General features: G+C 72.5%; 23 protein-coding genes, 1 tRNA gene and 1 pseudogene. 3 read left to right on the top strand and 22 right to left on the bottom strand.

Going from position 1 to position 24,692, the window contains the following annotated elements:
* The 15 genes and pseudogenes from FN821_RS14930 to FN821_RS12430 all read right to left on the bottom strand — a co-directional run.
* Positions 1-2,006, bottom strand: a pseudogene (locus FN821_RS14930) (collagen-like protein); the annotation flags it as partial.
* 21 nt (positions 2,007-2,027) lie between these two features.
* The gene (locus FN821_RS12495) at positions 2,028-3,611 is read right to left on the bottom strand and encodes a phage tail protein (protein ID WP_131171660.1); all 1,584 of its coding nucleotides are present in this window, start codon (positions 3,609-3,611) and stop codon (positions 2,028-2,030) included.
* Complete coding sequence (locus tag FN821_RS12490; protein WP_131171661.1) at positions 3,608-5,584, bottom strand: putative baseplate assembly protein; 1,977 nt, start codon at positions 5,582-5,584, stop codon at positions 3,608-3,610. The genes FN821_RS12495 and FN821_RS12490 overlap by 4 nt, the downstream gene beginning before the upstream one ends.
* A gap of 2 nt (positions 5,585-5,586) precedes the next feature.
* Positions 5,587-6,003, bottom strand: a complete 417-nt coding sequence (locus FN821_RS12485) for a GPW/gp25 family protein (RefSeq protein WP_131171662.1) — start codon at positions 6,001-6,003, stop codon at positions 5,587-5,589.
* 1 nt (position 6,004) lies between these two features.
* Positions 6,005-6,757, bottom strand: coding sequence for a hypothetical protein (locus tag FN821_RS12480; protein ID WP_131171663.1), 753 nt, complete (start codon positions 6,755-6,757; stop codon positions 6,005-6,007).
* Between the two features lie 11 nt (positions 6,758-6,768).
* A complete protein-coding gene (locus FN821_RS12475; protein WP_131171664.1) occupies positions 6,769-7,311 on the bottom strand; it encodes a phage baseplate assembly protein V in 543 nt (180 codons plus the stop codon).
* Positions 7,308-8,480, bottom strand: a complete 1,173-nt coding sequence (locus FN821_RS12470) for a phage late control D family protein (protein WP_131171665.1) — start codon at positions 8,478-8,480, stop codon at positions 7,308-7,310. The genes FN821_RS12475 and FN821_RS12470 overlap by 4 nt, the downstream gene beginning before the upstream one ends.
* Entirely contained in the window at positions 8,477-9,169 is a 693-nt protein-coding gene (locus FN821_RS12465) for a CIS tube protein (RefSeq protein WP_131171666.1), read from the bottom strand. Before FN821_RS12465 ends, FN821_RS12470 begins: the two co-directional genes overlap by 4 nt.
* Positions 9,166-9,354: a hypothetical protein gene (locus FN821_RS12460; RefSeq protein WP_131171667.1), complete on the bottom strand. Its 189-nt coding sequence runs from the start codon at positions 9,352-9,354 to the stop codon at positions 9,166-9,168. The genes FN821_RS12465 and FN821_RS12460 overlap by 4 nt, the downstream gene beginning before the upstream one ends.
* Entirely contained in the window at positions 9,354-9,866 is a 513-nt protein-coding gene (locus FN821_RS12455; protein WP_206662017.1) for a phage tail protein, read from the bottom strand. Before FN821_RS12455 ends, FN821_RS12460 begins: the two co-directional genes overlap by 1 nt.
* Complete coding sequence (locus tag FN821_RS12450) at positions 9,866-11,923, bottom strand: phage tail sheath C-terminal domain-containing protein (RefSeq protein WP_131171669.1); 2,058 nt, start codon at positions 11,921-11,923, stop codon at positions 9,866-9,868. The genes FN821_RS12455 and FN821_RS12450 overlap by 1 nt, the downstream gene beginning before the upstream one ends.
* Positions 11,923-12,366: a phage tail protein gene (locus tag FN821_RS12445; protein WP_131171670.1), complete on the bottom strand. Its 444-nt coding sequence runs from the start codon at positions 12,364-12,366 to the stop codon at positions 11,923-11,925. The genes FN821_RS12450 and FN821_RS12445 overlap by 1 nt, the downstream gene beginning before the upstream one ends.
* Before the next feature lie 16 nt (positions 12,367-12,382).
* A complete protein-coding gene (locus FN821_RS12440; protein WP_131171671.1) occupies positions 12,383-14,452 on the bottom strand; it encodes a phage tail sheath C-terminal domain-containing protein in 2,070 nt (689 codons plus the stop codon).
* 18 nt (positions 14,453-14,470) lie between these two features.
* Positions 14,471-15,496, bottom strand: a complete 1,026-nt coding sequence (locus FN821_RS12435) for a carboxypeptidase-like regulatory domain-containing protein (protein WP_131171672.1) — start codon at positions 15,494-15,496, stop codon at positions 14,471-14,473.
* The gene (locus FN821_RS12430; protein ID WP_131171673.1) at positions 15,493-16,113 is read right to left on the bottom strand and encodes a Pvc16 family protein; all 621 of its coding nucleotides are present in this window, start codon (positions 16,111-16,113) and stop codon (positions 15,493-15,495) included. Before FN821_RS12430 ends, FN821_RS12435 begins: the two co-directional genes overlap by 4 nt.
* Positions 16,114-16,311: 198 nt before the next feature.
* Here FN821_RS12430 and FN821_RS12425 point away from each other — a divergent pair, with 198 nt between their 5' ends.
* Both FN821_RS12425 and FN821_RS12420 read left to right on the top strand, forming a co-directional pair.
* Positions 16,312-17,139 carry an AfsR/SARP family transcriptional regulator gene (locus FN821_RS12425; protein WP_131171674.1) on the top strand — a complete coding sequence of 276 codons (828 nt, stop codon included), beginning with the start codon at positions 16,312-16,314 and terminating at the stop codon, positions 17,137-17,139.
* Positions 17,136-18,158 (top strand): pirin family protein, encoded by a 1,023-nt coding sequence (locus FN821_RS12420; protein ID WP_131171675.1) that lies wholly within the window; start codon positions 17,136-17,138, stop codon positions 18,156-18,158. Before FN821_RS12425 ends, FN821_RS12420 begins: the two co-directional genes overlap by 4 nt.
* Here FN821_RS12420 and FN821_RS12415 read toward each other — a convergent pair.
* From FN821_RS12415 to bcp, 4 genes are read right to left on the bottom strand one after another with little or no spacing between them, the layout of a single operon-like run.
* Complete coding sequence (locus FN821_RS12415) at positions 18,155-20,017, bottom strand: Na+/H+ antiporter (RefSeq protein ID WP_131171676.1); 1,863 nt, start codon at positions 20,015-20,017, stop codon at positions 18,155-18,157. The two genes, FN821_RS12420 and FN821_RS12415, sit on opposite strands and share 4 nt — an antisense overlap.
* A 14-nt stretch (positions 20,018-20,031) precedes the next feature.
* Positions 20,032-20,490 carry an NAD(P)/FAD-dependent oxidoreductase gene (locus FN821_RS12410; RefSeq protein ID WP_131171677.1) on the bottom strand — a complete coding sequence of 153 codons (459 nt, stop codon included), beginning with the start codon at positions 20,488-20,490 and terminating at the stop codon, positions 20,032-20,034.
* Positions 20,487-21,401 carry an NAD(P)-binding protein gene (locus tag FN821_RS12405; protein WP_165489264.1) on the bottom strand — a complete coding sequence of 305 codons (915 nt, stop codon included), beginning with the start codon at positions 21,399-21,401 and terminating at the stop codon, positions 20,487-20,489. Before FN821_RS12405 ends, FN821_RS12410 begins: the two co-directional genes overlap by 4 nt.
* A gap of 7 nt (positions 21,402-21,408) precedes the next feature.
* Positions 21,409-21,885, bottom strand: coding sequence for a thioredoxin-dependent thiol peroxidase (gene bcp, locus FN821_RS12400; protein ID WP_131171679.1), 477 nt, complete (start codon positions 21,883-21,885; stop codon positions 21,409-21,411).
* A 65-nt stretch (positions 21,886-21,950) separates the two neighbouring features.
* Between bcp and FN821_RS12395 the strand changes: the two genes are divergently transcribed.
* Positions 21,951-22,238, top strand: coding sequence for a DUF3618 domain-containing protein (locus FN821_RS12395; RefSeq protein ID WP_131171680.1), 288 nt, complete (start codon positions 21,951-21,953; stop codon positions 22,236-22,238).
* 53 nt (positions 22,239-22,291) lie between these two features.
* Here FN821_RS12395 and FN821_RS12390 read toward each other — a convergent pair.
* From FN821_RS12390 to FN821_RS12380, 3 genes are all read right to left on the bottom strand, one after another.
* Positions 22,292-22,367 (bottom strand) — tRNA-Lys (locus tag FN821_RS12390).
* 50 nt (positions 22,368-22,417) lie between these two features.
* Positions 22,418-23,188 (bottom strand): type 1 glutamine amidotransferase, encoded by a 771-nt coding sequence (locus FN821_RS12385; RefSeq protein ID WP_131171681.1) that lies wholly within the window; start codon positions 23,186-23,188, stop codon positions 22,418-22,420.
* The gene (locus FN821_RS12380) at positions 23,185-24,339 is read right to left on the bottom strand and encodes a Mur ligase family protein (protein WP_421958043.1); all 1,155 of its coding nucleotides are present in this window, start codon (positions 24,337-24,339) and stop codon (positions 23,185-23,187) included. The genes FN821_RS12385 and FN821_RS12380 overlap by 4 nt, the downstream gene beginning before the upstream one ends.
* Positions 24,340-24,692 lie beyond the last annotated feature (353 nt).

Raw genomic sequence — 24,692 nt, 5'->3', positions numbered from 1 at the left:
TTGGGTCCGGGGTCGCCCTTGGGTCCGGGGTCGCCCTTGGGTCCGGGGTCGCCCTTGGGTCCGGGGTCGCCCTTGGGTCCGGGGTCGCCCTTGGGTCCGGGGTCGCCCTTGGGTCCGGGGTCGCCCTTGGGTCCGGGGTCGCCCTTGGGTCCGGGGTCGCCCTTGGGTCCGGGGTCGCCCTTGGGTCCGGGGTCGCCCTTGGGACCGGGGTCGCCCTTGGGTCCGATGGCGCCATCCTCGCCGGGCAGCCCGGGCTCGCCCTGATCCCCGGGGTCGCCCTTGGGCCCCTGGGGGCCGGTGGCGCCGGTCGGCCCGGCGGGCCCCTTCGTCCCGGTGCCGCCCGTCGGACGCTTCAACAGGCAGGCGACGGCGTCCGCGAGCTCGGACACGCTCGGCAGGTCGCGGCGTCCCACCGGCGTCAGCGTCTCGTCGGTGCAGTCGTCGCCGACTTCCCACCCCTCGATCGTGGCCAACACCAGGCAGTCGTCTTCACAACTCGGGCAGGCGCCCGAGCCCAGCCCGCACGGGTGCACGGACGCGTCGAGCACGGCCACCCCGGCCGTCTCCGGCTTCCCGGACGCCCCCGCGTCGCCCACCAGCACCCGGCTGCGGCCTTCGTCCAGGGCGACCGGTCCGAGCGCCCCGGTGCCCACGGGCAGCGGTGGCCCCGCGGTGACGGCCGCGACGTTCATCCCGGCCACGTCGAGCACGCGGACCGTGCCCTGCCCGGTCGAGTCGGCGCCCGCGACGGCCGCCCAGGCGCCGTCGGAGCTGACCGCGACCGCAGTGGGGGCGTCCAGGCCGGACGCCGCGAAACCGACCGCGGTGAGCGTCTCGGCGCCGAGGTCGGCGGTGAGCAGCCCGGCCGTCGAGTCGGCCCGCACGGCCAGCAGCCGCTGCTCGCCCCCGGACGCCGCCACGGACGCCGCCGCGACCACGTCGCCGCCGACGGCCACCACGGCCGCGGTCGAGGCGCCGGCCTTGATCAGGTGCGCGTTGCCGTCCGGGCAGAAGGCGACCCAGCCCGAGCCGTCGGCCAACGTGGCCAGCGCGTGCGGGTCGGCCCCGACGGTCACGGTCGAGGTGAGCGACGTGGACGAGTCCGCGCCGGCCTCGGCGCTGGCGTCCCAGCCGTAGGCCACCGCCCCGGCGACGTCGAGCGCGACGATCCCGCCGCCGGGCAGCGCTGCCAGTCGCACGGACGCGGTCGGCGCCGTCGGTACCTTGAGCGCCACGACCGGCGTGCTCAGGTCGGTGGGGTCGAGCACCAGCACCGCCTCGCCTGCCGCCTGCGCCACGAACACCCGGTCGCCGGCCGCGGACACGGCGAGGTCGAGGCCCGCGCCCAGCAGCGCCTGGACGCCGAGCACCGAGCCCACGGACGCCGCGAACACCATCAGCGTGCTGCCGGACAGCACGTACAGGCGGTCGCCGGCGGCGTCCAGGGCGAACCGGGTCGCCCCGGCGACGCCGACCGTGGACGCCCAGGACAGCGACGCGGGCTGTGGCGGCGCGGGCAGAGGGGCGTCCAGGCGGACGCCGAACGCGTACGAGTCGAGGATCCGGTTCGGCCGGCACGCGGTGTCGTCGCACGGGTCGATGAGGGAGTCGGTGTCCTCGGTGAGGCACTCGCGGTAGGCGACGCACAGCTGGACGCGGTGGGCGCCGGTCAGCGGCTCGTCGCCGTGGGCGTCCCGCCAGGCCTGCTCGACGAGCCCGGCCAGCGGCACCACCTCGTCGTGGGTGAGCAGGATCTCGTGGCCGCAGCAGTCGATCGCCAGGCCGGGGGACACCACGACCAGCTCGCTGCGGCAGGCGGGGTTCGGATGCTGCCCGACCTCCAGCCCGCAGGCGATGCCGTAGCCGTGCAGGTAGGCGTTGTGCCGGCTCAGCTTGCCCAGCAGGTAGCGCTGCTCGTCGGTCAGGTCGCGCTCGGTGAGCAGCTTCCCCGTGAACCAGGTGTTGCGGGCCAACTGGGGGCTGCCGCACTCGTCGCAGGTGTTCATGGCCATGGTCACGTTTCCCTTTCACCCGATCCTCGCCCGGGTGCCGACCCGGGCGTCGTTGCCGATGGTTGAGGCGCCGGCCGCCCGAGGGTCGGCGGCGAGTGCGAGTCCGAGGCGGTCGCCCAGGTGCCCGGGCGGGGGCGGGCCGGCGATGACGGCGTCCAGGCCGATCCGCGACCGGACGCCGAGGGTCGCGTCCGCGCGGACCACCGCGACGACCGGGGCGACGTGCCCCGGCGAGACCGCCCGGGCGATCCGGGCGGCGGAGGCGGCGAGGGCGTCCGGGTCGTCGCCGTCACACGCGTAGACGAACAGCGTGAAGGTGTGGGCGAAGACCCGGAACGGGTCGGTGCGCGGCGACGGCACGCCGACCAGGGCGAACTGGCCGATCGAGGAGAACTCGCCGACCTTGAGCCGGCGCACCACCTCGGGCCCGAACAGGACGCTGGCGTCCCCCAGCCGCGCCTGGTTGGCGACCGCCCAGCGGCGCAGCTTGAAGTGCTCCAACACGTTCGTCCGGCGGCCAAGCCACAGGCCCGCATGCCGGGCGACGCCGTCCGGGGTGCCCCGGCGCCGATAGAGGTCGGCGGCGGCGGCGATCAGCCGGCGCTGCCGGGTCACGGGGAGGGCCGTGATGTCGTCCATGCCGACCCAGCCGCCCAGCCAGCCGAGGAAGTCGCGACGGTCGTCGGCGTCCGCCGAGCGCGGGTCGAGCTCGTTCGGCAGCCGGTCAAGCAGCAGCGTTACCGAGTCGCGGACGGTGTCGGTGAGGGCCAGGAACCGCTCCAGGAAGTCGGACTCGCCGGCCGCGAAGATCGTCGGCAGGTAGCGCAGCGAGGTGTTGCGCGGCAGGTGGACGGCCGCCTCGGTGAGCTCGGGCGTCCGGGTGCCGTCGCCGCGCAGCACCAGCCGCAGCCAGAGGTAACGGCCCGGGGCCGACATCACGAGGGTGTCCCAGGCGCCCGGCTGGGCGGCCGTTCCGGACGCCTCGTCGCGCGGCGTCCCCAGCTCGCCGAGGACGCCGGCGCTCACCCAGCCGGACCCCCCCAAGGCCAGTTCGGCCGCCGTCAGGTCGGCGTCCGTGGTGAGCGTGGCCACCTCGACCTGGAAGCCCTGCGGGACGACCCCCGACAGCCCGATCCGGTGCCAGCGGGTGCCCGGCAGGCCGGAGTCGAGGGCGACGGTCGCGAACGTGCCGACAACTGGGTTGACGATCGGGCCGGGGTCGGGGCAGGGCACGTCGTCGAGGTCGCGGTCGAACGCCAGCTTGGGCGCCAGGACGTGGACGACGCGCGCGGCGTCCACGACGCCGACGCAGCCGCCGGACAGCGCGACGAGACCGGTCGGACGCCACGCCGGGTCGGACGCCGTCGCCAGGATCTGCCCGGTCCCGGCCAGCAGGACCACGCGACCGTCGGCGTCCAGGACGACGCGGCAGCAGCCGGGCAGGTCCAGCGAGAGGACCGGCGGGCAGTCGAAGATCGAGCGCGGCGCCGGACGCGTCAGCCGCAGGACGCCGTCGGCCACCTCGGTGTCGACCACCAGCAGCGGCTCGGCCCGCCAGCCGGGCCGGCGCGCGAGGAGGAAGAACGGCTCGGCGGTCATGCGTAGGCCACCGTCAGGGCGGGGTCGAGCGGCCGGATCAGGTCGCCGCGGTCCAGCTCGACGTCGCGGCAGTAGGGCTGCCGTTCCTCGTCGAGCTCGACGGTCAGCTGGTTGTCGCGGATTCGCTGCACGCCGGGCACCGTCAGCACCACCCGGAACAGGTCGGACGAGAACACGGTCCCGCCGAACGGCCAGCCCTGCCCGGTCGGACCGCCGGTGAGCGGGTGCAGCCACCCGGTCAGGGCGTCGGCGACGCCCCGGCGCACCGTGGCCAGGTCGGCGTCCGGGGCGATGACCAGGTCGGCGACCACGCGGACGTCGCGGTAGCGCGTCGCCGTCGCGAACACCTCGGTGGTGATCAGGCGGTGGGCGTCCAGCCAGGCGCAGACGGCGGCCAGCGTCGACGGCACCGGCGTCGGGGACGCCCCGGGCGCGTTCGGCACGACCAGCACGGTCACGGCGCCGGGCACCTCGATGCCGGGGAACGACGGGTGCACCAGCGGCAGCGCGCAGGCTCGGGCGACGTTCGCGGGCGCGGTCCGGGCGAGCAGCTCGAAGTCGTCGGCGGTCACCGCGCGGCCCTTGGCCTTGAGCTCGGCGGGGGCGCGCAGCTTGGCGGCGTCCACGGTTTCGCCGTCGGCTCCACCGGCGGACGCCAGCGCGTTGGTCACCTTGCCCAGCCCGGGCACCGCGGTGACCAGGGTGGTGACGGTGGCCGCGCCGAGGTTGGTGCGGCCCCCGCCGCCGGCCCGCCAGCTGCGGGCGACGATGTTGGTCATGGGGGCGGCCGGGTTCGCGGTCGGGATGGCGCCGCGGCGTCCGTCGCCGAAGCGCACCTCGCCGGTGGCCGGGTCGAGGGTGTAGACGAGGTCGTCCGGGCCGTGGACGCCGAGGTCATCGGTCTGCTGCCAGACCCGCCAGCCGCTGCCCTCGTCGACCTCCAGCCGCAGGCCGGTCACGGTGACCACCGAGCCGTCGGCGTTGCGGACCGTCAGGGGCCGATCGAGGGGGACGACCGGCGTCTTGGAGAGCGTGAACGGCCCCTGGTTGGCGAGGCCGTTCGAGCCGCCGAGCACCTCGTCGCGGACCGTTACGGCGGCCGTCGCCGGCACCGTGTTGATCGCAAGGCGGTCCAGCTGCGGGCCGCGCTCGTAGGCGCCGGTCAGCATCCGGACGCGCAGCCAGTACAGCGGCGTCCCGACCTGCCCCAGCGTGGCCTTCGCGGCCTTGACGCCCGGGCCGAACAGCACGAGGCGTCCGGACGCGGTGAACGCGGCCGTCTCGTCGCGCTCGACGCCGAGCGGCTGCCAGCCGACGCCGTCGAAGTACTCGTAGGCGAACGTCGCCGGCGGTGGCACCTTGGCCGCGCCGCACTGGGCGACCGGACGCCCGCGTCCGGCGGCCACGTACGCCATCAGCGTGATCGGGTTGGCCGTGCAGACGGCGGCGGTGCCGAGGCCCAGCAGCAGGGACGCCCCCGGCTTGGGGTAGGCGCCCAGCGGCTCGAACAGCTGGCTGGCCGTGGCGTTGGCCGTCGTCACGTCGCGGTAGGCGAAGCCGTCGAAGGTCTGCAGGGCGGTCAGCGGGGCCGCGATCGCCGTGAACCCCTCGGCCAGCTCGAAGACCACGGGCTTGCCGTCGGCGCCCGGTCCGGACGCCTGCGTCCCGGTCGGCACCACGACGTCGACCGTGGGCTTGGCGGTCGTGAAGGTGAGGTCGACGGACGCTGGCGTCGCGGGCGCGGTCTGGATGCCGAGCAGCTGCAGGAACTTGACGAAGCTCAGCTCGGGGGTCTGGTTGACCCGGTAGACCAGCAGGTCGGTGAACCAGGCGAACAGCTGCAGCAGCGTGATGCCGGGGTCGGCGTCGTTGTGGTTGGTCCACTCGGGCAGGTAGCGGGGGATCAGCGAGCGGGCCTGGGCGACCAGGTCGTCGTAGCGCCGGTCGTCGAGGTTGGGTGCTACTAGCGGCATGGTCAGGCCCCCGTCCGGCCGAAGCCCTCGGTGACGTAGAACGGGTACACCAGGTTGTTCAGCGTGTTGTTGTCGCGCACCCGGTAGTCGATGGAGATCAACAGCACGTTGTCGAGGTCTCCCGCGCTGGTGACCCGCACGTCGAGCACCTCGATCCGCGGCTCGAAGCGCAGCAGCGCCTCGTGGACGTGGTGGGCCACCTCGGCGTGGGTCGCGGCCGAGTTCGGCGCGAACACGAGCGTGTTGATGCCGCAGCCGAACTCGGGGTTCATGACCCGCTCGCCCGGGGCCGTCGAGAGCACCAGCCAGATGGCCTCGGTGATCGACTGCTCCGCCGAGCTGAGGCTCAGTCCGCCGTGCGGTCCTACCCGCACCGGGAACGCGATCCCGGTGCCGAGGAAGCTGCGGTTGTCGGCCATCTCAACTCCCCACGATCGCGTCGATGGCGTCCACGGCCGACCGAAGGACCGTGATGACGGCGTCCAGCGCCTCGGTCGACTCGGGCGGGGCGCCGCCGGTCTCGAGTTTGATGTCGAGCTGCATCCCGGCGATGCCGGCGATGGTCGTGACCAGGGCGAGGATGCCGGCGATCGGGTCGATGGACGACGTCAGCGCCGCCGCCTGCGCGTTCGCGTTCTTCTGCGCGCAGTCGAGGGTGGCGAGCAGGTCGGGGTTGCCCTCGGCCTCGCCGAAGCGCAGGGCCAACCCGTTCATCAGGTTGCGCAGGGTCTCCAGCTGGCCGAGCAGGCAGTTCAGCACCGACCGGATCAGCCGCAGGATGTCCATCACCATCAGCGGCACCTTCGCGAACGCCACGAAGCAGGCGCTCACGTCGAGCGCCGCGTCGAGGAACTCCGGCATGGCTTCGCCGATCTTGATCGGGTCGAGGCTGGGCACCGCCTTGATGATGTCGATCAGCGGCTTGAGCAGCTTGAGGATCTTCATCGGGCAGTCGAGGGCGGCGAGCAGCGGCGCCATCTGCAATAGCAGGTTGAAGTTCATCGAGCAGTCGTTGGGGATGCCCTTGCTCATGTCGACAAAGGCGTTCATCGAGCCGCCGAACGGCAGCTCGACCTTCAGCGGGGTGGCGTGCGGCAGCTCGATGACCGAGCACGACAGGGGCTCCAGCGCGGTCTGCAGCGCGGGGCTGACCGGGATATCGATGTTGACCATGTCCGCCCTCCTCAGACCGGATTCGCGTTGGGAGTGACGACGCGTCGGACGCCGTTGCTGGTGAGCACGATCGTCGCGGCGTCCAGCTCGAGGACGCCGACCGAGTGGATCGTGACCTTGCCGTTGGCCAGCACGATCGAGTTGCCGGACGCGTCCTCGATGGCCAGCGCGCCCGCGTTGCCCCCGGAGGTCGGCGTCGAGTCGATGAACCGGATCGTGTGGCCGTTCAGCGACCGGATCATCCGCTCCCGGACCGCCGTGGACGGGGCGGCGTCCACCCCGTTCCAGAGGAAGCCCAGCACGATCGGGTGCGAGGGGTCGCCGCGGTCGAAGCCCACGACGCACTCGTCGCCGACCTCGGGGATGAACCAGCAGCCGCGGTCGTTGCCGGCCATCGGGGCCGCGATCGGGGCCCAGTTCGAGGGGGTGTCGTCGCCGAGCCAGGCCAGCCGGACGCGGACCCGGCCCTGGCCCTCGGGGTCGTCCACGTCGATGACTTGGCCGAGGACTAGGCCGTCGAGGCGTCCGGCGGTGTGGGTGGGGGTGCTGGTCATGTCGTCCCCGCCTGCCTGCCCTCCATGCGGGCCTTGAACTGGGTGCGGTATCCCGAGTCGTTGATCGTGTGCTTGGTCCAGGTCACGAGGTACGTGCCGGACAGGTGCGGGCCGACGCGTCCGAGCTGGACGTTGCGTCCGGCGCGCAGGTCGGGCAGCCCGACCACCGTCCCCTCGACCTCGATCAGCCGGGACGCGTTGTGGGTCAGCAGGTCGGCGGCCTTCTGCTGCGCCTGCGCCTCGGTCGAGACCACGTGGTCGGTGACGACCTCCTCGCGCCCGGTGGCCCGCGCCAGGGCCCGCACGGTGTCCGGGACGTCCACCTCGTCGATGGTCTTCGAGCCCGAGACGGCCTGCTTGGTGGTGCGGTTCCAGCCCAGCACGGTCATCTTCTTGACCTGGCGGGACGTCGAGATGGTGGCCTTCAGGCGGGTCAGCGTCTTGCCCCACTCCAGCAGGTAGGTGACGTCGCGCAGTTGGTCGGAGGGCCCGAAGTACAGCTGGGGCTGATCGTCGACGAGCTGGTAGACCACCTCGTAGCCGTTGCGCCGGGCCAGGCTCATCAGGAAGACGATCGGGTAGGCGTTGTTCATGAACACGTGGTCCTGGGGCTGCTCGCGGCCCTTGGCGGCGGCGTTGGTGACGACGCGGGTGATCCCGGCCAGGCCGGGGTGGCCGGCGGGGGAGCCCGGGGGCTGGCCGAAGTCTTCGGCGATCTCGGAGTCCTTCTTGGGGGCCTCGTTCCCGGACGGCCACGACCACGTGTACTGGGTGTCGCGGAACCGGTCGAGGATGTTGAGCCCGCGCACCGTCGCCAAGGTGGCACCGCTCTCGGGGAACTCGACCTCCAGCGCGGTGAAATACCCCGTGGTCATCAGCCGCAGGTCGCCGCTGTAGCCCATCCGCAACTCGACGCCGTTGCCGGGCTGCACGTCGGCCCAGCGCGCCTCGTCCGCGCCCTCGCCCACGAACGTCGGCCGCAGGTGGTCGGTGTCCCAGTTGTTGAAGCTCAGCGTGAACGAGTCGATGGCGTCCAGCGAGTCCTCGTAGACGACCTCGGTGAGGTCGCGCACGGTCTCTCGGCCGGCGGGGCGTCCGTTGACCTTGAGCTCGAACGCCGGCACGTAGAACGCCTGCCCGGTGCGGTTGAGGGGGATCACGGCGGTCATCGGCCGGCCCCCTTCGGGATCCTCAGGATGCGTCCGGGGGCCAGCGACAGCGGGTCGGTGACGCCGTTGGCGTCCGCGATCAGCCGCCACGAGCGGTCGTCCGCGTACTCGCGGTAGGCGATCGAGGTGATCGTGTCGGACTCCCGGACGACGCACGCCTTGGTGTGGTCGGCCGACTGGAAGCCCAACTCGGCCAGATGCAGGGTGAGCGGCTTGTACTCCTTGAGCTCGACCGTGAGCTTGGCGCGCAGCGGCTTGCCGTCGGGGGAGAACAGCGTGAACTGCTGCCGCACCGATGTCACGACGCAGCGGAAGCCGTTGTCGCGCCGCTTGCCTGGGAACGATGTCCCGCCCCACAGGAACAGCAGCACCGGCGGTGCGTGGGTGGCCTGCTCGGCCTTGATCAGGGCGTAGAACTTGTCGGTCTGCTCGGTGACGGCCTTCACCGACGAGCCGGTCGTGCCGTCCTCGGTGGAGTCGAAGAACAGCTCAAGGGTGAGGGTCTCGGCCTGCCCGCGCACGTACTGCAGGAGCGGGGTGTCCAGGCCCGGGATGCCGATCTCGGCGACCTGGGCGGCCTTGCTGAAGTTCAGCTCGGTCGGGTTGAACTGGACGCGCAGGGACGGGCCGCCGGACGAGGCGTCCGGGGTCGGCAGCCGGACGAAGGTGGCCTTGGCCAGGACGGTCATCGCGCGTCCTCCCGCACCGAGTTCCACACGGTCGCGTCGGCGCGACGGGCTGCCTCGCTGGACTGCCGGGACTCGAGCCGGCGCAGCACCTCACGGGCGATGACGTCGACGACCTCGGGGCTGACCAAGGTCCGGTCGTCGACCGCACGGACCTCGGCGTCGAAGGTGCCGATGTGGACGTCCATCACGACCCCCCGAACACGGAGGCGACGGTGTTCAGGAACTCTCCGACCGCCCCGCCCGCCTGGGTGAACAGGCCCTCGTGGGCGATCTCGACCTCCTCGACGGCCAGCGTCGAGGTGTTCGCGTTGAAGGCTGGTCCGGCCCACCGGACGGGCAGCCCGCGCCGGAACCGCCAGGTCCGGACCGCGTTGCCGGTCTCGTCCAGCAGCTCGATCACGCCGTCGCGGCGCTTGCCGCGGCCGAGGATGAACTGCTCGTGCCAGCGCCACAGGTCCTCGGTGACCAGGCCGCGGCGCAGCCGCAGGTTCGGGTGGGTGATGCGTCCGGGGAAGCGCAGCACGGCGTCGTTGCGGCCGCCCTCGCGGTATTCGTCGACGGCCAGGGACGCCTCGAGCCCGGTGCACTCGCTGAAGCCGCCCTCGACCGGTGGCGAGAACGCGCCGACCATGGCCGAGACGGGCTTGGCGGTCTCGATCAGCTTGATCGAGAAGTTGAAGGCGCCGAGCAGGGCCATCACGCACCCCCCGCCGGGACGAGTGTCGGCAACTCGGCGATCTCGAGCCGATTGCCGGTGCGCGTGACGCGGGCCAGCACGAACTCGGCGGGGCGCGCCAGCGCGACGCCGACCAGGATCACCAGCCGTCCGGACGCCGCCGCCGACTGGTCCACGGCCAGCGCGAACGCCTCGTCCGGGGTGGCGCCGGCCAGCCCGCCGGCCTCCCAGACGTCGGTCAGCAGGCCTGCGATCGCTTGGGAGACCAGGGACGCCAGCGCCGCGTCGTTGGGCTCGAACGGCACCCAGGCCAGGTAGAGCCGGAGCGTGCGACGCAGGAAGATCATCGCCCGCCGCACCGACACGAACCGCCACTGCGCGTCGGCCGACAGGGTCCGGGAGCCCAGCGGGACCAGGCCGCGGCCGGGCAGCGCGCGGACGACGTTGATGCCGTCGTCGTTGGCGACGGCGTGCGCGGCGGCGTCCAGGGGGAGGGTCACGCCGTGCGCCCACGGCAGCGTCCGGTTGGCCGGGGAGAGCCAGGGCCCGAACGCCGCGTCGCACGCCGCGATCAGCCCGGCCAGGTGCCCGGACGCCGGGATCGCCCGCACGGCCGCGCTGTTGGCGGGCTCGACGACGGTGACCCAGGGCGCCGTCGTGACCGCGTAGGAGGAGGAGTGGCGGGCCGCCCAGCCGCGCAGGGCGGCGAGGGTGGTGGCGGTGTGCGGCGGGTCGAGCAGGGCGATCCGCTCGGTGTTGCGCTCGCAGTGCTCGATCAGGGCCCGCTGTGCGGCCACGACGTCCTCGTCGCCGAAGGACGCGCCCGCCTCGATCAGGGTCGCCTCCAGGGGCGCGAGGGCGGCGGCGTCCGGGGTGCCGCAGGGGTCGCAGGGGTCGACCGGCGGCGGGGGATCGATGACCCGCGCCGGGGTGGGGGCGGCCACCAGGTCGGGGATCGCGATCACGCCCGGCTCCTCGACCTCGACCAGCGTGGCGAGCCCGCGGGCCACGTCGGCCAGTTCGTCGCCGATCAGGTCGGCGGTGGTGAGGGCGGCCGTGCCGTCGCGTCCGCCGGCGAGCCGCGCGCGGGTGGCGTCCGGCTGCCGCGGGGCGGCGACCGTGCAGCGCACGAAGCGGGACGCCGTGAGCGCGGCCTCGGCGAAGGCCGGGTGGCTGGGCTCGGACGACAGGTCGGGCCAGGTCTCCACGACCGCCCCGCGGCGCAGCACGGCGAGGGCGAACGTTGCGGCCTCGATGGTGAACGGGCTGGTCAGCACGAGGGTCCCGGGGAGCGGGGCCGTCCAGCTGAGGAGTCGCTGGGCGGCGTCCACGGCCGCCACGACGGCGTCCACCCCGACCGGCCCGCCGCCGGCGTCCTGGGTGATCCGGCAGGCGTCCCCGACCCGGAAGCCGGAGGCGTCCTGGACGGCGGTCACCAGCGACCCGCTGGGCTGCCCGGGCCTGGTCGCGGTGGCCACCCGGCGTCCGGGGCCGCTGACGACCTCCAGTTGGTCGCCCCAGGCACCCGGCGAGGACGCCGTCACCGTGATCGCCGGCAGGCCGCCGGCCGTCAGGCCCACGGCGGCGGCCGAGGCGCCGGTCGCGACGTCGAGGGTCAGCGCGAGGTTGAGGTCGGGGTGCAGGGGACGGTCCCAGGTGACCCGTCCGGTGCCGGCGTCCACGGCCGTCACCAGGTAGTCGCGCGCGATGCCGGGCTGGGAGAGAGTGGCGACGGCGCCGACGACCAGGCCGTCCAGCGCGGCCACCACACTGGACGCCCGGTCGGCCGGCTGGATGCCGGTGGTCGTGGTGGTCCGGACGGGCGCCGCCGCCCGCACCACCCAGGCCGGGCCGCCTCCCCCGTCGAAGTAGGCCTTGGCCGCGTAGGCGCCCAGGCCGTTGGGCACGAACTCGCCGAACGTCTCGGCGAAGGCGCGCCAGGAGCCGACGCGCGTCGGGGCGTCCACCGGGCCGCGCTCGGTCACGCAGACCAGAGCGACGACGTCGACCCGCGTCGGGGCGAGGGCCGGCGGTGGCTCGACGAACTCGATGTACGCACCCGGCGCGCGGCCGTCCATCAGACCAGCTCGATCTTCTCGACGGCCAGCTCGAGGGTCTCCACCGCCACCTCGTTGGTGGTGGCGTTGAAGGCGGGCCAGTCGAGCTTGCACGGCCAGGCCTCGTAGAAGTTCCAGCGCACCGTGTCGTTGTGCTCCTCGTCCAGTAGGACGATCGCCCCGTTGCGCCGGTCGGCGATCCCGTTGACGAGCTGGCGGTACCAGGTCCACAGCTCGGTGTTGGTGGTGATGCCGCGCTTGAGAACGATGTTGGAGTACTTGCGCAGCCCGAACAGCTTCTTCGGGTGCAGGTCGCGGCTGTTGCCGTCGCGGTACTCCGCGATGTCGATGTTGGTCGTCAGGCCGGTCACTTCGCGGAAGGCGGCCACCACATCAGAGGTGCCCGTGATCTCCACGCGGAAGTTGAAGCCCCGGAACGGGTCGACGCGATCTCCGGTTGGCATGGGGGACGCCCTCCTCTCACAGTTCCTGGACGGACGAGCCGCCCAGCCATTGACCGATGCGCAAGATCACGAACTCGGCCGGTCGCACCGGCGCGATGCCGATCTCGGCGACGAGGCGTCCGTTGAGGATGTCGTCGTCGTCCATGGTCGAGCGGTCGCAGTTCACGAAGAACGCCTCCTGCTGCTTGGCGCCCATCAGGGCGCCGTCGCGCCAGACGCCGGTCAGGAAGATCGAGATCGAGTCCTTGACCCGCTGCCACAGCCGCTGGTCGTTGGGCTCGAAGACCACCCACTGGCAGCCCTCCTGCAGCGACTCCTCGACGAAGATGAACAGCCGCCGGACGTTGACGTAGACCCAGTCGGCCTCGCTGGTCAGGCAGCGGGCGCCGTAGATCCGGAGCCCGCGGCGTTGGGCGCGCAGGTCTCGGAGCACGTTGATGCCGCGCGGGTTGAGGATCTCCTGGGCGCCGTTGGAGACGAACGTCTCGAGGTCGGTGATGCCCAGCAGCACCTCGTTCGCGGGCGCCTTGTGGACGCCACGGGTGTTGTCGACGCGGGCGTAGACGCCGAGGACGTGCCCCGAGGGTGCCACCACGCGTGAGCCGCCCGACAACGGGTCGGTCACCACCACCCGGGGGTAGTAGATCGCGGCGTACCGGGTGTCGAAGTTGGCCGCGTGTGTCTGCATCGCGTCGAGCGTCGCCGGGGTGTTGGAGCTCCCGTGCGGCGGGTCGAGGACGGCGAACCGATCCATGAGCCGGGTGGCCTGCTCGATGAGCGCCCCCTGGACGGCCACCGTCGTGACGCCCGGGGCCGCCAGCAGGGCGACCTCGTCGACGTCCTCGAGGGCCAGCAGGCCGGTCTTGAGGTTGGGTCCGCCGTCGGTGCCGATGTACTCGGCGTCCGTCGCGGCCACCGTCCCGTCGCTGCCGCCGGCCAGGGCGTCCGCGAGGCCGTCTGCGGGGGCCGGGAACCGGAACGGGTCGTCGGCGGGTGCGGCGACGCCCGGGTCCACGGTGGCCAGCGTGGACGCCGAGAGCGCGGTCACGTAGTACCGGCCCGGGATGTTCGCCAGGGTCAGCCCCGGGAACCGCTCGGTGACCGTCGTGCCTTCGACTGGGTCGCTGTAGGCGAGTGTCAGGTCGAACTCGCACGTCGAGATCGCGGTCTCGGTCAGCGGTACGACGGGGTTCCAGGCGCCGGCGGCGATGTTGGCGCCGTCCAGCACCAGCGAGCCGCCGGCGATCGCGGTGACCTTCCGGTAGACCCGCTGGGCGGACGCCGGACCGAATGTCACCTCGACCCACGCTCCGACGTAGAAGCCCGCGGTCGTGGTCACCGGGACGACGGTGTTGCCGCCGGCGATCAGGGCGTGCTTGACGACGCCACGGCCCGCGGAGCGGTAAGCGACGGACGCCCGCAGGTCGCGTCCCCACGTGCCCTTGCTGGTGGCGATCAGGCCGAAGGACCCCGGCTTGGCCGCTCCCGGATCAGCCAGGGCGGACGGCACTCCTCCCGCCAGCGTCCCGACGTCGGTGAGCACCATGGTGTAGCCGGACGCGAACGCCACGGTCAGCGCGGCCACCGTCACCTCGGAGGTCGCCAGGTTGACCGCGGTGAGGGGGAGATCGGCGCTGGTCGTGGTGATGCCGTCCTTGACCTGGACCAGCCGCACCTTGCTGCCCACCCGCAGCCCGCGGACGGTGCCCAGGGCCAGGACCGTGGCCCCGACCAGGGCGTCGCGGCGCAGCCGGGTGACGACGCCGCCCGCCAGGGTGGCCTTCGTCACGGACGCCGTCGCCGGGGCCACCCGGCTGACGTAGAGGCGGCGTCCGCCGTTGCCGAAGAAGCCCTTCACCGCGTACGGCAGGTCGGACTGGTCGGCGTAGACGCTGCCGAAGTCGAACGGGCCGCCGAAGGCGCGAACGAACTCGGAATAGTTAGTGACCAGGGTCGGGGGGCCGGCGGTCGGGCCGCGCCTGGTCAGCCCGATCATGCCGGTCGTGGTGGTGCCGACGCCGGCGATGGGCGGCGGCCCGGAGGAAACCTCCTCCACGAACACGCCGGGGGCGAGGTACTCGGGCATGGCGGCTCCTTTCTCGGGTCAGGTCCGTAGGGCGACGTCGATGACGAACGGGTTGGTGGGCGCGAGCGGGTGCTCGGTGGGGCCGTCGGTGAGGAACCCGGCGGCCGAGACGGTGAGGCGAAGGGCGGCGACGCCGCGGACGCCGGGCTGGCGCCAGCGGCCGTCCGGGTCGGTGGTCAGGCCGAGGGTGCGGTACTCGGTGGCGGCGCCGTCCACGACCTCGACGGACGCCCCCGCGAGCGCGGCGGCGACGGGCCAGACGGCGTCCCCGGCCAGGGCGTCCCGGGTCAGGGTGGTGGCGGCGCCCGGCGCGCCGGGCGTGACGATCGCGACCGCCGAGCCGTCGGCGGGTGAGGTGCGCAGCGGGCGCCGCAGCAGGGCCAGGGTGCCGGTGACGGCGTCCACGATGGTGTGCTCTCCGGTCGCCAGCCGCAGGACGGTTCCGGCGCCGATCCCGGCGGTGGACGCCAGCGTCACGGTGGCGTCGCCGGCTCGGGCGGCCTCCGTCAGGCTCGTGGTCGGGACCGCGGGCAGCGGGCGCAGCCGCACGGTGGTTCCCGCGGGATGGGCGGACGCCAGCGGGACGCCGACGGCGACGACCGGGGCCGTCGGCGTCCCGGACAGCGTGATCGAGGCGCCCACGACCGGACCGTGCGGGAAGGCGGACGCGGTCACGCGGCCGGCCAGGGCGATGGTGGTCGACGAGACCGGCAGGGGCGCCGCCCGGTAGGGGAGCGCTGAGGCGGCCGGAATCCTGATCCGGGCGTGCTGCTCGGCGCGTCCGGGCCGGGTCAGGACGACGTCGACGAACTGGTCGGTGGTGGACAGGTGGGGCCAGGCGCGCTCCGGCAGGCCGGTGAGGACGAGGGTCCCGCGGGTGACGTGCGCACCCACTCCGGCGGACAGTGAGCGGGCGGACGCCACGGGCGGGGGGCGTCCGGTCCACTCGTCGGCGAGCGGGACCAGCGCCAGGGCGCCGGTGTGCCACGGCTCGGCCGGGACGACCCGGAAGGTGCCTGTGTCGGTGACGACGAGTTGTGTCATGCGGTGGCCCCAACGATCTGCGCGAGGGGGATGGTGGCGTCCAGGACGGGGGCGGAGGCCAGGTCGTCCAGGTGGCTGTCGATGACGACGCCGGCGACCCGCAGCCCGACCGACGGACGCGCGTTGGTCTGCTGCCCCGACCACAGCAGGTTCAGCTCGTAGGCACCGTGCAGGTCGAGCCCGAGGGTCAGCACCGTTCCCGAGGACGCCAGCGTCCCGGCCAGTTGGGCGCCGGTGAGTCGGCGGTGGTCGGACAGCACCTGGAGGACGCGCCCCAACAGCAGGTTGGCGACGGCCGCCTCACCGTTGATCGGGACCACGCTGACCGCCAGCTCGACCGGCAGCGGCCGGTGCGACTCGCGGTCGGACGAGGGGCGGGGCGGCGTGGCGTTGAGCAGGTCCGCCGCGACGTCGACGCGGTGCAGCCAGACCGCGACGGCGCTGGACACGTTGGCGAGTTCCACCTCGCGCGGCGAGTTCACCCGCACCGGGACGCCGGCGAGCCCGGCCTCCCCGGAGTTGGTGATGTGGGCGCGCAGCAGGGCAGCGAGGGACTCCATCGCGTCCCTGATCGCCCCGTAGCCGGCCATGGGCACAGAGAAGTCGGCCGTCGTCACCGGACCGTTGCGCAAAGTCGTATAAATCGCCTTCCGTCAGGTTCTCGAACGCCCTTAGATTGGGCCTGGTCAGGGGGTGGCGGATCAGGGGGACCGCGGTCTTTGGCGTTGTCCGGTCGAGGGGGGACCGCGTGGCGGACCGGTGACGGCCCCGTGACGCGAGGGACACGAGACATGAACGGCTGACAGGTGGTGGACATGGCGATTCCCGTTCGACCCAGCCCGGTCGTCGGCTCACGCCGCCCTCGGGCGGGGCCGCTGTACGAGGTCAAAGTGTTGGGGGACTTCGAGGTCACCAGGCGGGGGACTGTGGTGGCTCTACCGGAGTCGACCTGGCGCCTGGTGGCGCTGCTGGCGATCTCGGGGCAGGCGTTGCGTCGCCACCGGGTGGCTCTGACGCTGTGGCCTGACGTCGACGACGAGCGGGCCCAGGGCAACCTGCGCTCGTGCCTGTGGCGGCTGCGCAAGGTGGCGCCCGGCCTGCTCGGGTCGTCGTCCGATCTTCTGGGCCTGGACGCCGGCGTCCGGGTCGATCTCGCGGACCTGACCTCACTGTCAACGCGTGTCGAGGCCGGTGATCCGCTGGACGCCGCGATGCTGCAGGGATTGCAGGTGGACGCCGATCTGCTGCCCGACTTCGACGACGACTTCGTCGACGAGAACCGGGAACTGGTGCGCCAGCTGTGGCTGCGCACGGTCGAGGCGGTCGCTCAGCGGCTCCTCGACGGCGGGGCGGTGGGTCCGGCGCTGCGGCTGGCCCTGGTCGTCGTATCGCAGGCCCCGATGCGCGAGACTGCGCACGAGTTGATCCTGCGCGCGCACCTGGCCGAGGGCAACACGTCCGAGGCGCTTCGCCACTACCGGGCCCTGTCGAACACCCTGTGGGCCGAACTCGGGATCCGGCCGTCCGGGCGGATGCGGGCCACCATGGCGCCCTGGACGCACGCCGAGGAGCGTGCGGAATATTCGGCCTCCCCGGGCCGTTCCACGAGATGCTTGAACGTTAAAGGAAAGGGCATTCCGTGAGCCGCCTGATCCAGGCCTTCGACATTGCCGCACCCCAGTGGCCGACGGTCGACCCGTTCCTGTTCGTCGCCCATCACCTGGACGCCTATCCGGCGGCCGACGGCCAGACCCAGGGCCCGCCGCGCGCGTTGCTTAGGGGCCGCGACCTCGGCATGGACTTCGCCGGACGCGAGGGCTGGAACATGTACCACGGCGACGTGGTCCCGGGCTTCCCTCAGCACCCGCACCGCGGATTCGAGACGGTGACCCTGGTCGAGGAGGGGCTCGTCGACCACACCGACTCGGCCGGCGCGGTGGCCCGCTACGGCGCCGGGGACGCTCAGTGGCTGACGGCGGGCTCGGGGGTCGCGCACGCCGAGATGTTCCCGCTGACCAGGGCCGACGGGCCGAACCCGCTGCACTTGTTCCAGATCTGGCTCAACCTGCCGCTCGCCACGAAGGACGCCCCGGCCGACTTCTCGATGTTCTGGGCCGACCAGTTGCCGATCGTCGAGACCTCGGACGCCGCCGGCCGCCTTAGCCGGGTCAAGCTCGTCGCGGGCCGCTTCGGGGAGGCCACGCCTCCGGCGCCGCCGACGGCGTCCTGGGCGGCGAGACCCGAGTCCGACCTGGCCATCTGGCACGCGACCCTCGACCCGGACGCGGTCCTGACGCTGCCGGTGTCGGCCGGTCCCGACACCATCCGCGTGCTGTACCCCTACGAGGGCACGCTCACCGTCGACGGCGAGACGCTGGCCGGCCGGGGTGCCGTCGTGGACGCCGCGACCCCGCTCGAGGTCACGGCCGGCTCGGCCGGCGCCCGGTTGCTCGTGCTGCAGGGGCGTCCGATCGGCGAGCCGGTCTACCAGCAGGGGCCGTTTGTGGCGGCGTCCAAGGACGGCCTACGGGCCGCCTTCGCCGACTACAACGCGGGCAGGTTCGGCCGGTGGCCGCATGCGTCGGACGCCCCGGTCCAGCCGCACGGGACGGGGCGCTTCGCCCGCTACCCGGACGGCCGCGTCAGCACCCCGGCGCGCTAACCGGGCAGCGCGTCCACGTAGCACCAGCGCCACTCCTCGCCGGGCTCGAACGAGCGCATGACAGGGTGCCCTGTCTGCTCGTAGTGCCCGGTGGCGTGGCGGTCGGGGGAGGAGTCGCAGCAGCCGACGTGCCCGCAGTCGAGACAGATCCGCAGGGCGACCCAGTTGGTCTTCCCGTCGGCGAGGCACTCGGCGCAGCCCTCGGGCGTCAGCGGGACGACTGAACGGCCGTCGTCGGCGTCCCGGAGGTGCTCACAGTCGCCCCGGTTGCGCTCGGGGGTCCGTAGGACGCCGCGGGCCGCGATCTGCCGCTGGTGGAGCGTCGTCAGCATGGACTCCTCGAGGTCGGCGTCCCCGAGCGCCTCGTCCAGCACTTCGCTGGAGACGTTGCCCGTGTCGCGGATCTTGAGCAGCTTGCCCCGCTCGGCCTCCAGCATCGCCATGCGGAGGCGCCGGTAGGCGTCCGTGGGGCTTTCGACATCGGCGGTGGTGCCGAGCCGCTCCCACGCCGCGTGGCGCCGGCGCTCGCCGACGCTGCGCAACGCGCCGACGACCTCGGTCGGGACGCCAGCCACCTCGAGCGCGTCGAGCGCGTGATCGCCGGCCGCGACCGCCCTCTCGATCACGGTCGCCCGCTGCAGTGCCTCTTCGCGGGGGTCTTCGCCGCGGATGTCCATCCGGCGGGCCACCCAGGGCAGCGAGTACCCCTGCAGCAGTAGCGTCCCGGCCACGACCACGAGGGCCAGGAGCACCAGCAGGTCGCGCGCGGGGGCGTCCTCGGGAATCGACAGGGCGGCCGCCAAGGTGACCACGCCGCGCATCCCCGCCCAGCCGGTGACGGTGGCCGCGCGGGCCGCCTCGCTCCACGGGAACGATCCGCGCCACAGCGGGATCGTGAGGTACATGAACGCCAGCCGGACAGCGATCACGGTCGCCAGGAGCGCGGCGCCCACGCCGACCACGACGGCGAGCCCGATGCCTTCGTCCTGCACGCGTTCGACGATGCCGTGCGCCTGCAGGCCGATCAGCAGGAACACGCCGTTCTCGAGGATGAACTGGATCGTCGTCCAATTGATGCGCTCGGCCAGCCGCGAGCGAGCGGACTGGAACGAGTGCGCCTTGTGGCCCAGCAGGACGCCGGCCGTCACGACTGCCAGCACGCCGGACGCGTGGACGGCTTCGGCGGGCAGGTAGGCGATCCAGGGGCAGATGAACGAGACGGCGACATCGCTGACCGACGACTGGATCATGCCCCGCACTCGCCGGATCACCCACATCGCCACCAGGCCGATCGCGATCCCGCCGCCGGCCGACCACAGGAACTGGACCCCGACGTCGCCGGCGGTCACGGCCGCGCCGAGTCCGACGAGCCCGAGCTTCACGATGACGAGGGCGGTGGCGTCGTTGAAGAGCGACTCGCCTTCCAGCAGTGTCACGATCCGGCGCGGCAAGCCGATGCCTTTGGCGACCGCGGTCGCGGCGACGGCGTCCGGGGGAGCGACGACCCCACCGAAGGCCAACGCGAGCGGCAGCGGGATGCCCAGCAACTGCCAGAGCAGGACGCCGACAGCCGCCGCGGTCACCACGACGAGCGCGACCGAGAGCATCGCGATCGACTTGAGGTTGGCGCGCAGGTCGATCAGAGACGTCCGGATCGCGGCCGCGTACAGCAGCGGGGGCAGCAGCCCGAGCAGCACGATCTCGCGGTCGATCTCGATGACGGGGAAGCCGGGCAGGTAGCCGATGACGATGCCGACCAGCGTCAGCAACAGGGGGGCCGAGGTGCCGAGGCGTCCAGACACCCCCGAGACGGCGACGACGACAGCAACGATCCCGACGACGAAGAGGGCTGCTTCCACGCGGCGATTCTGCCCTAGTCGCCGAGGAAGGCGTGGACCAGCCCGACCACCGACGATCCTTCGCCGGTCGCGGCCGCGACGCGCTTCATGGAGCCGGACCTGATGTCGCCCGCTACGAAGACGCCCGGCACGGCCGTCGCCAGCGGCGCCGGGGGGACGCCGTCGGTCCAGAACCGTTCGGGGACGTCGCGTCCGGCGAGGACGAAGCCGTACTCGTCGCGGCAGACGTCCTCGGGTAGCCACTCGCAGTGCGGCTCGGCGCCGAGCAGCAAGTAGAGGCCGGACGCCTCCACGCGCGCGGTCGACTCGTCGTTGAGATCGCGCAGGACGAGCCACTCCAGGACGCCGTCGCCGCCCCCGTCGATGACCTCGGTGCAGGGGCGGACGACGACGTTGTGGCGTCCGGCCAGTTCGTGGATCAGGTAGGTCGACATGGTCTCGTCCAGGCTCGGACGCCGGATGACGACCGTCACGGACGCCGCGAACCGCGACAGTGCACCGCGGACGGGCCCGCACTGTTGCCGCCGCCCACGACGACGACGTGTCGTCCGCGCATCGAGCTCGTGCCGGCCTGTCCGCCCACGGCGTCCGCCTCGATCACGACGGTCGACAGGCCTTCGGACGCCCCATAGACGGCGGCCGCGAGGCCGGCGGGCCCGGCGCCGACGATCAGCAGGTCGGCCACCTCGTCGCCGTCGGGGGCCGTGCTGCGCGCCGCCCGCTGCATGAGGCCGGCCAGGTCGGCGGTGGACGGGCACGGCAGGATGGCGCCGCCGACCAGCTGCACCAGCGGCAGGGCGGCGTCCGGGCCGACCTCGGCCAGCATCTCGGCGGCGACCGGCGAGTCGGTGGGGTAGACGCGGTGGGGTACGCCGCTGCGGTCGAGGAAGTCGATGATGCGGGCGGAGTCGGCGCTCGGGGCGTCCATGAAGATGCGGACGACGTCGATCGAGACGGCCCCGCTGACCCAGGTCCACTCGGACAGTTGCTCCGAGATGCCTCCGTGGAATTCCTCGTCGCGGGGACCCTTCGGAATGACGAAGTAGCCGTCGATCTGGCCGGACGCCTGGGCGTCCATCAGGTCGCCGACGGCGTCCGCGAACTGCTCGGACGGGACAAAGACGAGCCGGCGCGCGGTGGACAGGGTCGAGGCCAGCTTCCGGAAGACGTCGACGGCCGTGAACTCGCCCAGGCGGTACTCGCAGGCGATGACGGCCACCTTGTGCTGGGCGGCGAGCAGGTTGAGCAGCACCGGCTTGGCGGCGTCCAGGTCGGGCGCGACCAGGTCGTAGTCGCGCGCGTAGCGCGCGGACAGTTCGTCCAGCAGGACGCCCCTCGAGGCGTCCGCGATGACGACGATGGCGGGGCGAAAGTCGGCTCCCACGTGTCGCCTAGAGGCCGAGGTCGCGGAACAGCTTGGCGACGTGGCCGGTGGCCTTGACGGCGTACTGGGCGACATCGATCGTGCCGCGGCCGTCGGCGTCCACGGCGACGACGAACGTCGAGCGGATGACGCCCACGACCTCCTTGCCGTAGAGCTTCTTGGGTCCGTAGGCGCCGTAGGCGGTCATGACGGAGCGGTCGGCGTCCGAGAGCAGCCGGACGCTCAGGTCGTACTTGTCGCGGAACTTCGCGAGCTTCTCGGGGGCGTCCGGGGAGATGCCCAAGACGGTGAGGCCGGCGGCGTCCAGGGACTCGCTGGCGGCGGTGAAGTCGACGGCCTGCGTGGTGCAACCGGGCGTCAGGGCGGCCGGGTAGAAGTAGACGATGACGCGGCGTCCGGCGAAGTCGGACAGGCTGACGGGTGCGTTGTCGGCGTCCGGCAGCGTGAACTCGGGTGCGGGATCTCCCACCATCAGCTGGGCCATGGGTGCAACCATAGTGCGCGGGCGACTAGGCTCGTCCACGCAGTGTCGCCGAGAAAGGACCCGTCGTGGCCGCTACCCGAACCAAGGCTGAGATCGAGGCTGAGATCGCCGCTGCGCGCTCGCGGTTGGCCGGCAACGTCGAAGATCTGATCACCGCAGTGCACCCGCAGGCGGTCAAGACGCGGGCGGTCAACGACGCCAAGGACTTCGTGGCCGGCGAGCTGAACACGGCTCGCTCCCAGTTCGTCGACGACTTCGGAGCCGTCAAGTGGGACCGCATCGCCTACCTCGCCGCCGCCGTCGTCGGCACGTTCGCATTCATCGGAGTCGTGCGCTCCATCGTCCGGCGCTGACGCCCCTTCAAACAACGACAAGGCCCTTCGCGATGCGCGAAGGGCCTTGTGCTTGGTACACCGCCAGGGACTCGAACCCTGAACCCGCTGATTAAGAGTCAGCTGCTCTGCCAGTTGAGCTAGCGGTGCGTGCCCGGACGATGTTAGTGCATCAGTGCCGACAGAAGAAAATCGGACGCCTACGCGCGGGTCCGCCGGACGAAGGCCATGCGCTCGGCGCGTAGTCCGTCGTGCTCGGGCTGGGGTCCGGGGAGCGGTTCGAGGACGCGTCCGGTGGCCAGGTGCAAGAGGTGATCGGCCAGTTCTGGGTTGCGGGCCAGGACCGGACCGTGGGGATAGGTGCCGATCACGCGACCCTGGACCGCGCCCTCGGTGCCCTCGTCGGCGTTGCCGATGCCCACCTCGACGCGGGCCAGCGGGGCGGCGTCCGGGCCCAGGGTGGTGAAGCCGCCGTGGTTCTCGAAGCCGGTGAGGTAGGTCTGGGTGCCGTCCGGCTTGGTCCAGCGGGTGAGGATCTCGCCCACGGCGCGGCGGCTGCCGCGGCGGGTGGTGACGTCGAGGACGCCGAGGCCCTCGCGGACCTCGTCGTTCTCGCCGATCGTGAAGGTGTGCCCGCAGATCTGGTAGCCGGCGCAGACGGCGAACAGGACGGCTCCGTCCGCGAGGGCCGAGAACAGGGCGCCGTCGGCCTTCAGCTCTCGGACGGCTGTCGTCTGGGCGTTGTCCTCGCCGCCGCCGAGCAGGTAGATCGCGCCGTCGGCCGGGAGTCGCTGACCTGGCTCGACGAAGATCACCTCGGAGTCGATGCCCCGCCAGGCCAGGCGCTGGTGGAGCACCTTCGCGTTGCCCTGGTCGCCGTAGATGCCGAGCAGCGACTGGTAGACAACGACGATCTTCACCGGTCCTTGGCCGTCGCGAAGGGCGGGTCCCTGAGCTTGTCGAAGGGTCATCGCAGGCCGCCCATCTTGAGCAGTTTCTGGAAGGGGGTATACGTGGCGATCACGTCGACCGTGCCGGGGCCGGTGGCGGCGCCGAGCGCTTCCGTCAGGTCCGGGATCACCGAATGCTCGACCTCGGCATAGGTCAGCCGCACGGCCAGGTCGTAGGCCCGCGGGCCGGACGCGACGACGCGGCGTCCGCGGAGCTGTTCGAACTCGACGTCCCAGAGCCACGACACGTCCTTGCCGTCCGCGGCGACCGAGTCGATCATCAGCACGCAGGGGTCGGTGGTGAGCAGCGGCAGCGATTCCGCCCAGCCGGCCGGGTTCTTGGACAGGATCAGCCGGTAGCTGGACCCGCCGATCGTCGCCACAGAGAAGCGTCCGGCGGGGGCCTTGACCGACCGGAACCCCCGCAGCGCGGTCTCCGCGTCGACTCCCAGTTCGGCGACGGCGGCCAGAGCCATGGCGGCGTTCGCGATGTTGAAGACGCCGGGCACGTTGAGCTGGGGATCGATCGCGGTGCCGTCCGGGAGCCGGATGAAGCCGTCGCGAACCACGTAGTCAGCATCGTGCTGGGTGAGTTCGCAGGAGGGGCAGTCCCAAGTCGAGGTGCCATCGGACGCCGACGCGCGAGTCAGCATGGCGCCGCAGGCGGGGCACATGGCGGCGTCGGCGTTCCAGGTGGTGGCGGTGCTGACCCATACGACCTTGGGCGCCTTCTCGGCGGCCCAGGTGACCAGCGGGTCGTCGGCGTTGGCGATCACGACGGGACCGTCGGCGCCCGCGCGGTCGAGGGCGCTGCGCCAGTCGCGTCCCAGGAACTTGATCTCGTGGTTGCGGTCGAGCTGGTCGCGGCTGAAGTTCAGCAGCACCAGGACCTCGGGGCGTCCCTTGGCCAGCAGGTCGGCGACGACGCGTTCGTCGGTTTCCAGGACGGCGACGTCGGCCCGGGGCGCCTTGGCAAGCGCGGATGCGATGCCGTAGTGCAGGTTCGCGCCGTCGGCGTTGTGGACGAGGCGTCCGGCGTCCGGTCCCAGCGCCTCGCGCAGCGCGGAGGCGACGAAGTGCGTCGTGGTGGTCTTGCCGTTGGTGCCGCTGACGGCGACGATGCGGCGTCCCTTCACGAGGTCGCCGAAGGCGTCCGGCGCGATCCGGGTCAGGATCTGACCGCGGATGGACGCGCCCGATCCCTTCCCCAAGAGTCTGGACGCCGTCGCCGCCAGATCACCGGCGACGGTTCCGGCGACGAGCCTCGCCCGGTGGGGGAGGCTCAGCTTCGCGGGATCCGCCTTGCGGCGCAGGTCGTCGGATGGCACGCCGCCATTCTGCCGCGTGACAGGAGTGGCTGACGATTCGTACGAGGACGGCGCTCGCGGATGTCCCTGCACGGGCAATAGCGTTGCGCCATGGTCTGGTCTGCGGTGCGAACCCCCACGACCCAGCCCACCCGGACCCGACCTCAGCCCCGGCTGGTGATCCTCTCTGGACGAGTCGTCCGCCTCGATGGCGTCAG

It is taken from the genome of Propioniciclava tarda (assembly GCF_900182665.1).
In the GTDB taxonomy this organism is placed as follows: Bacteria; Actinomycetota; Actinomycetes; order Propionibacteriales; family Propionibacteriaceae; genus Propioniciclava; species Propioniciclava tarda.
The sequence above is the reverse complement of the archived record's forward strand: the minus strand, read 5'-3'. Positions and strand labels throughout refer to the sequence as shown.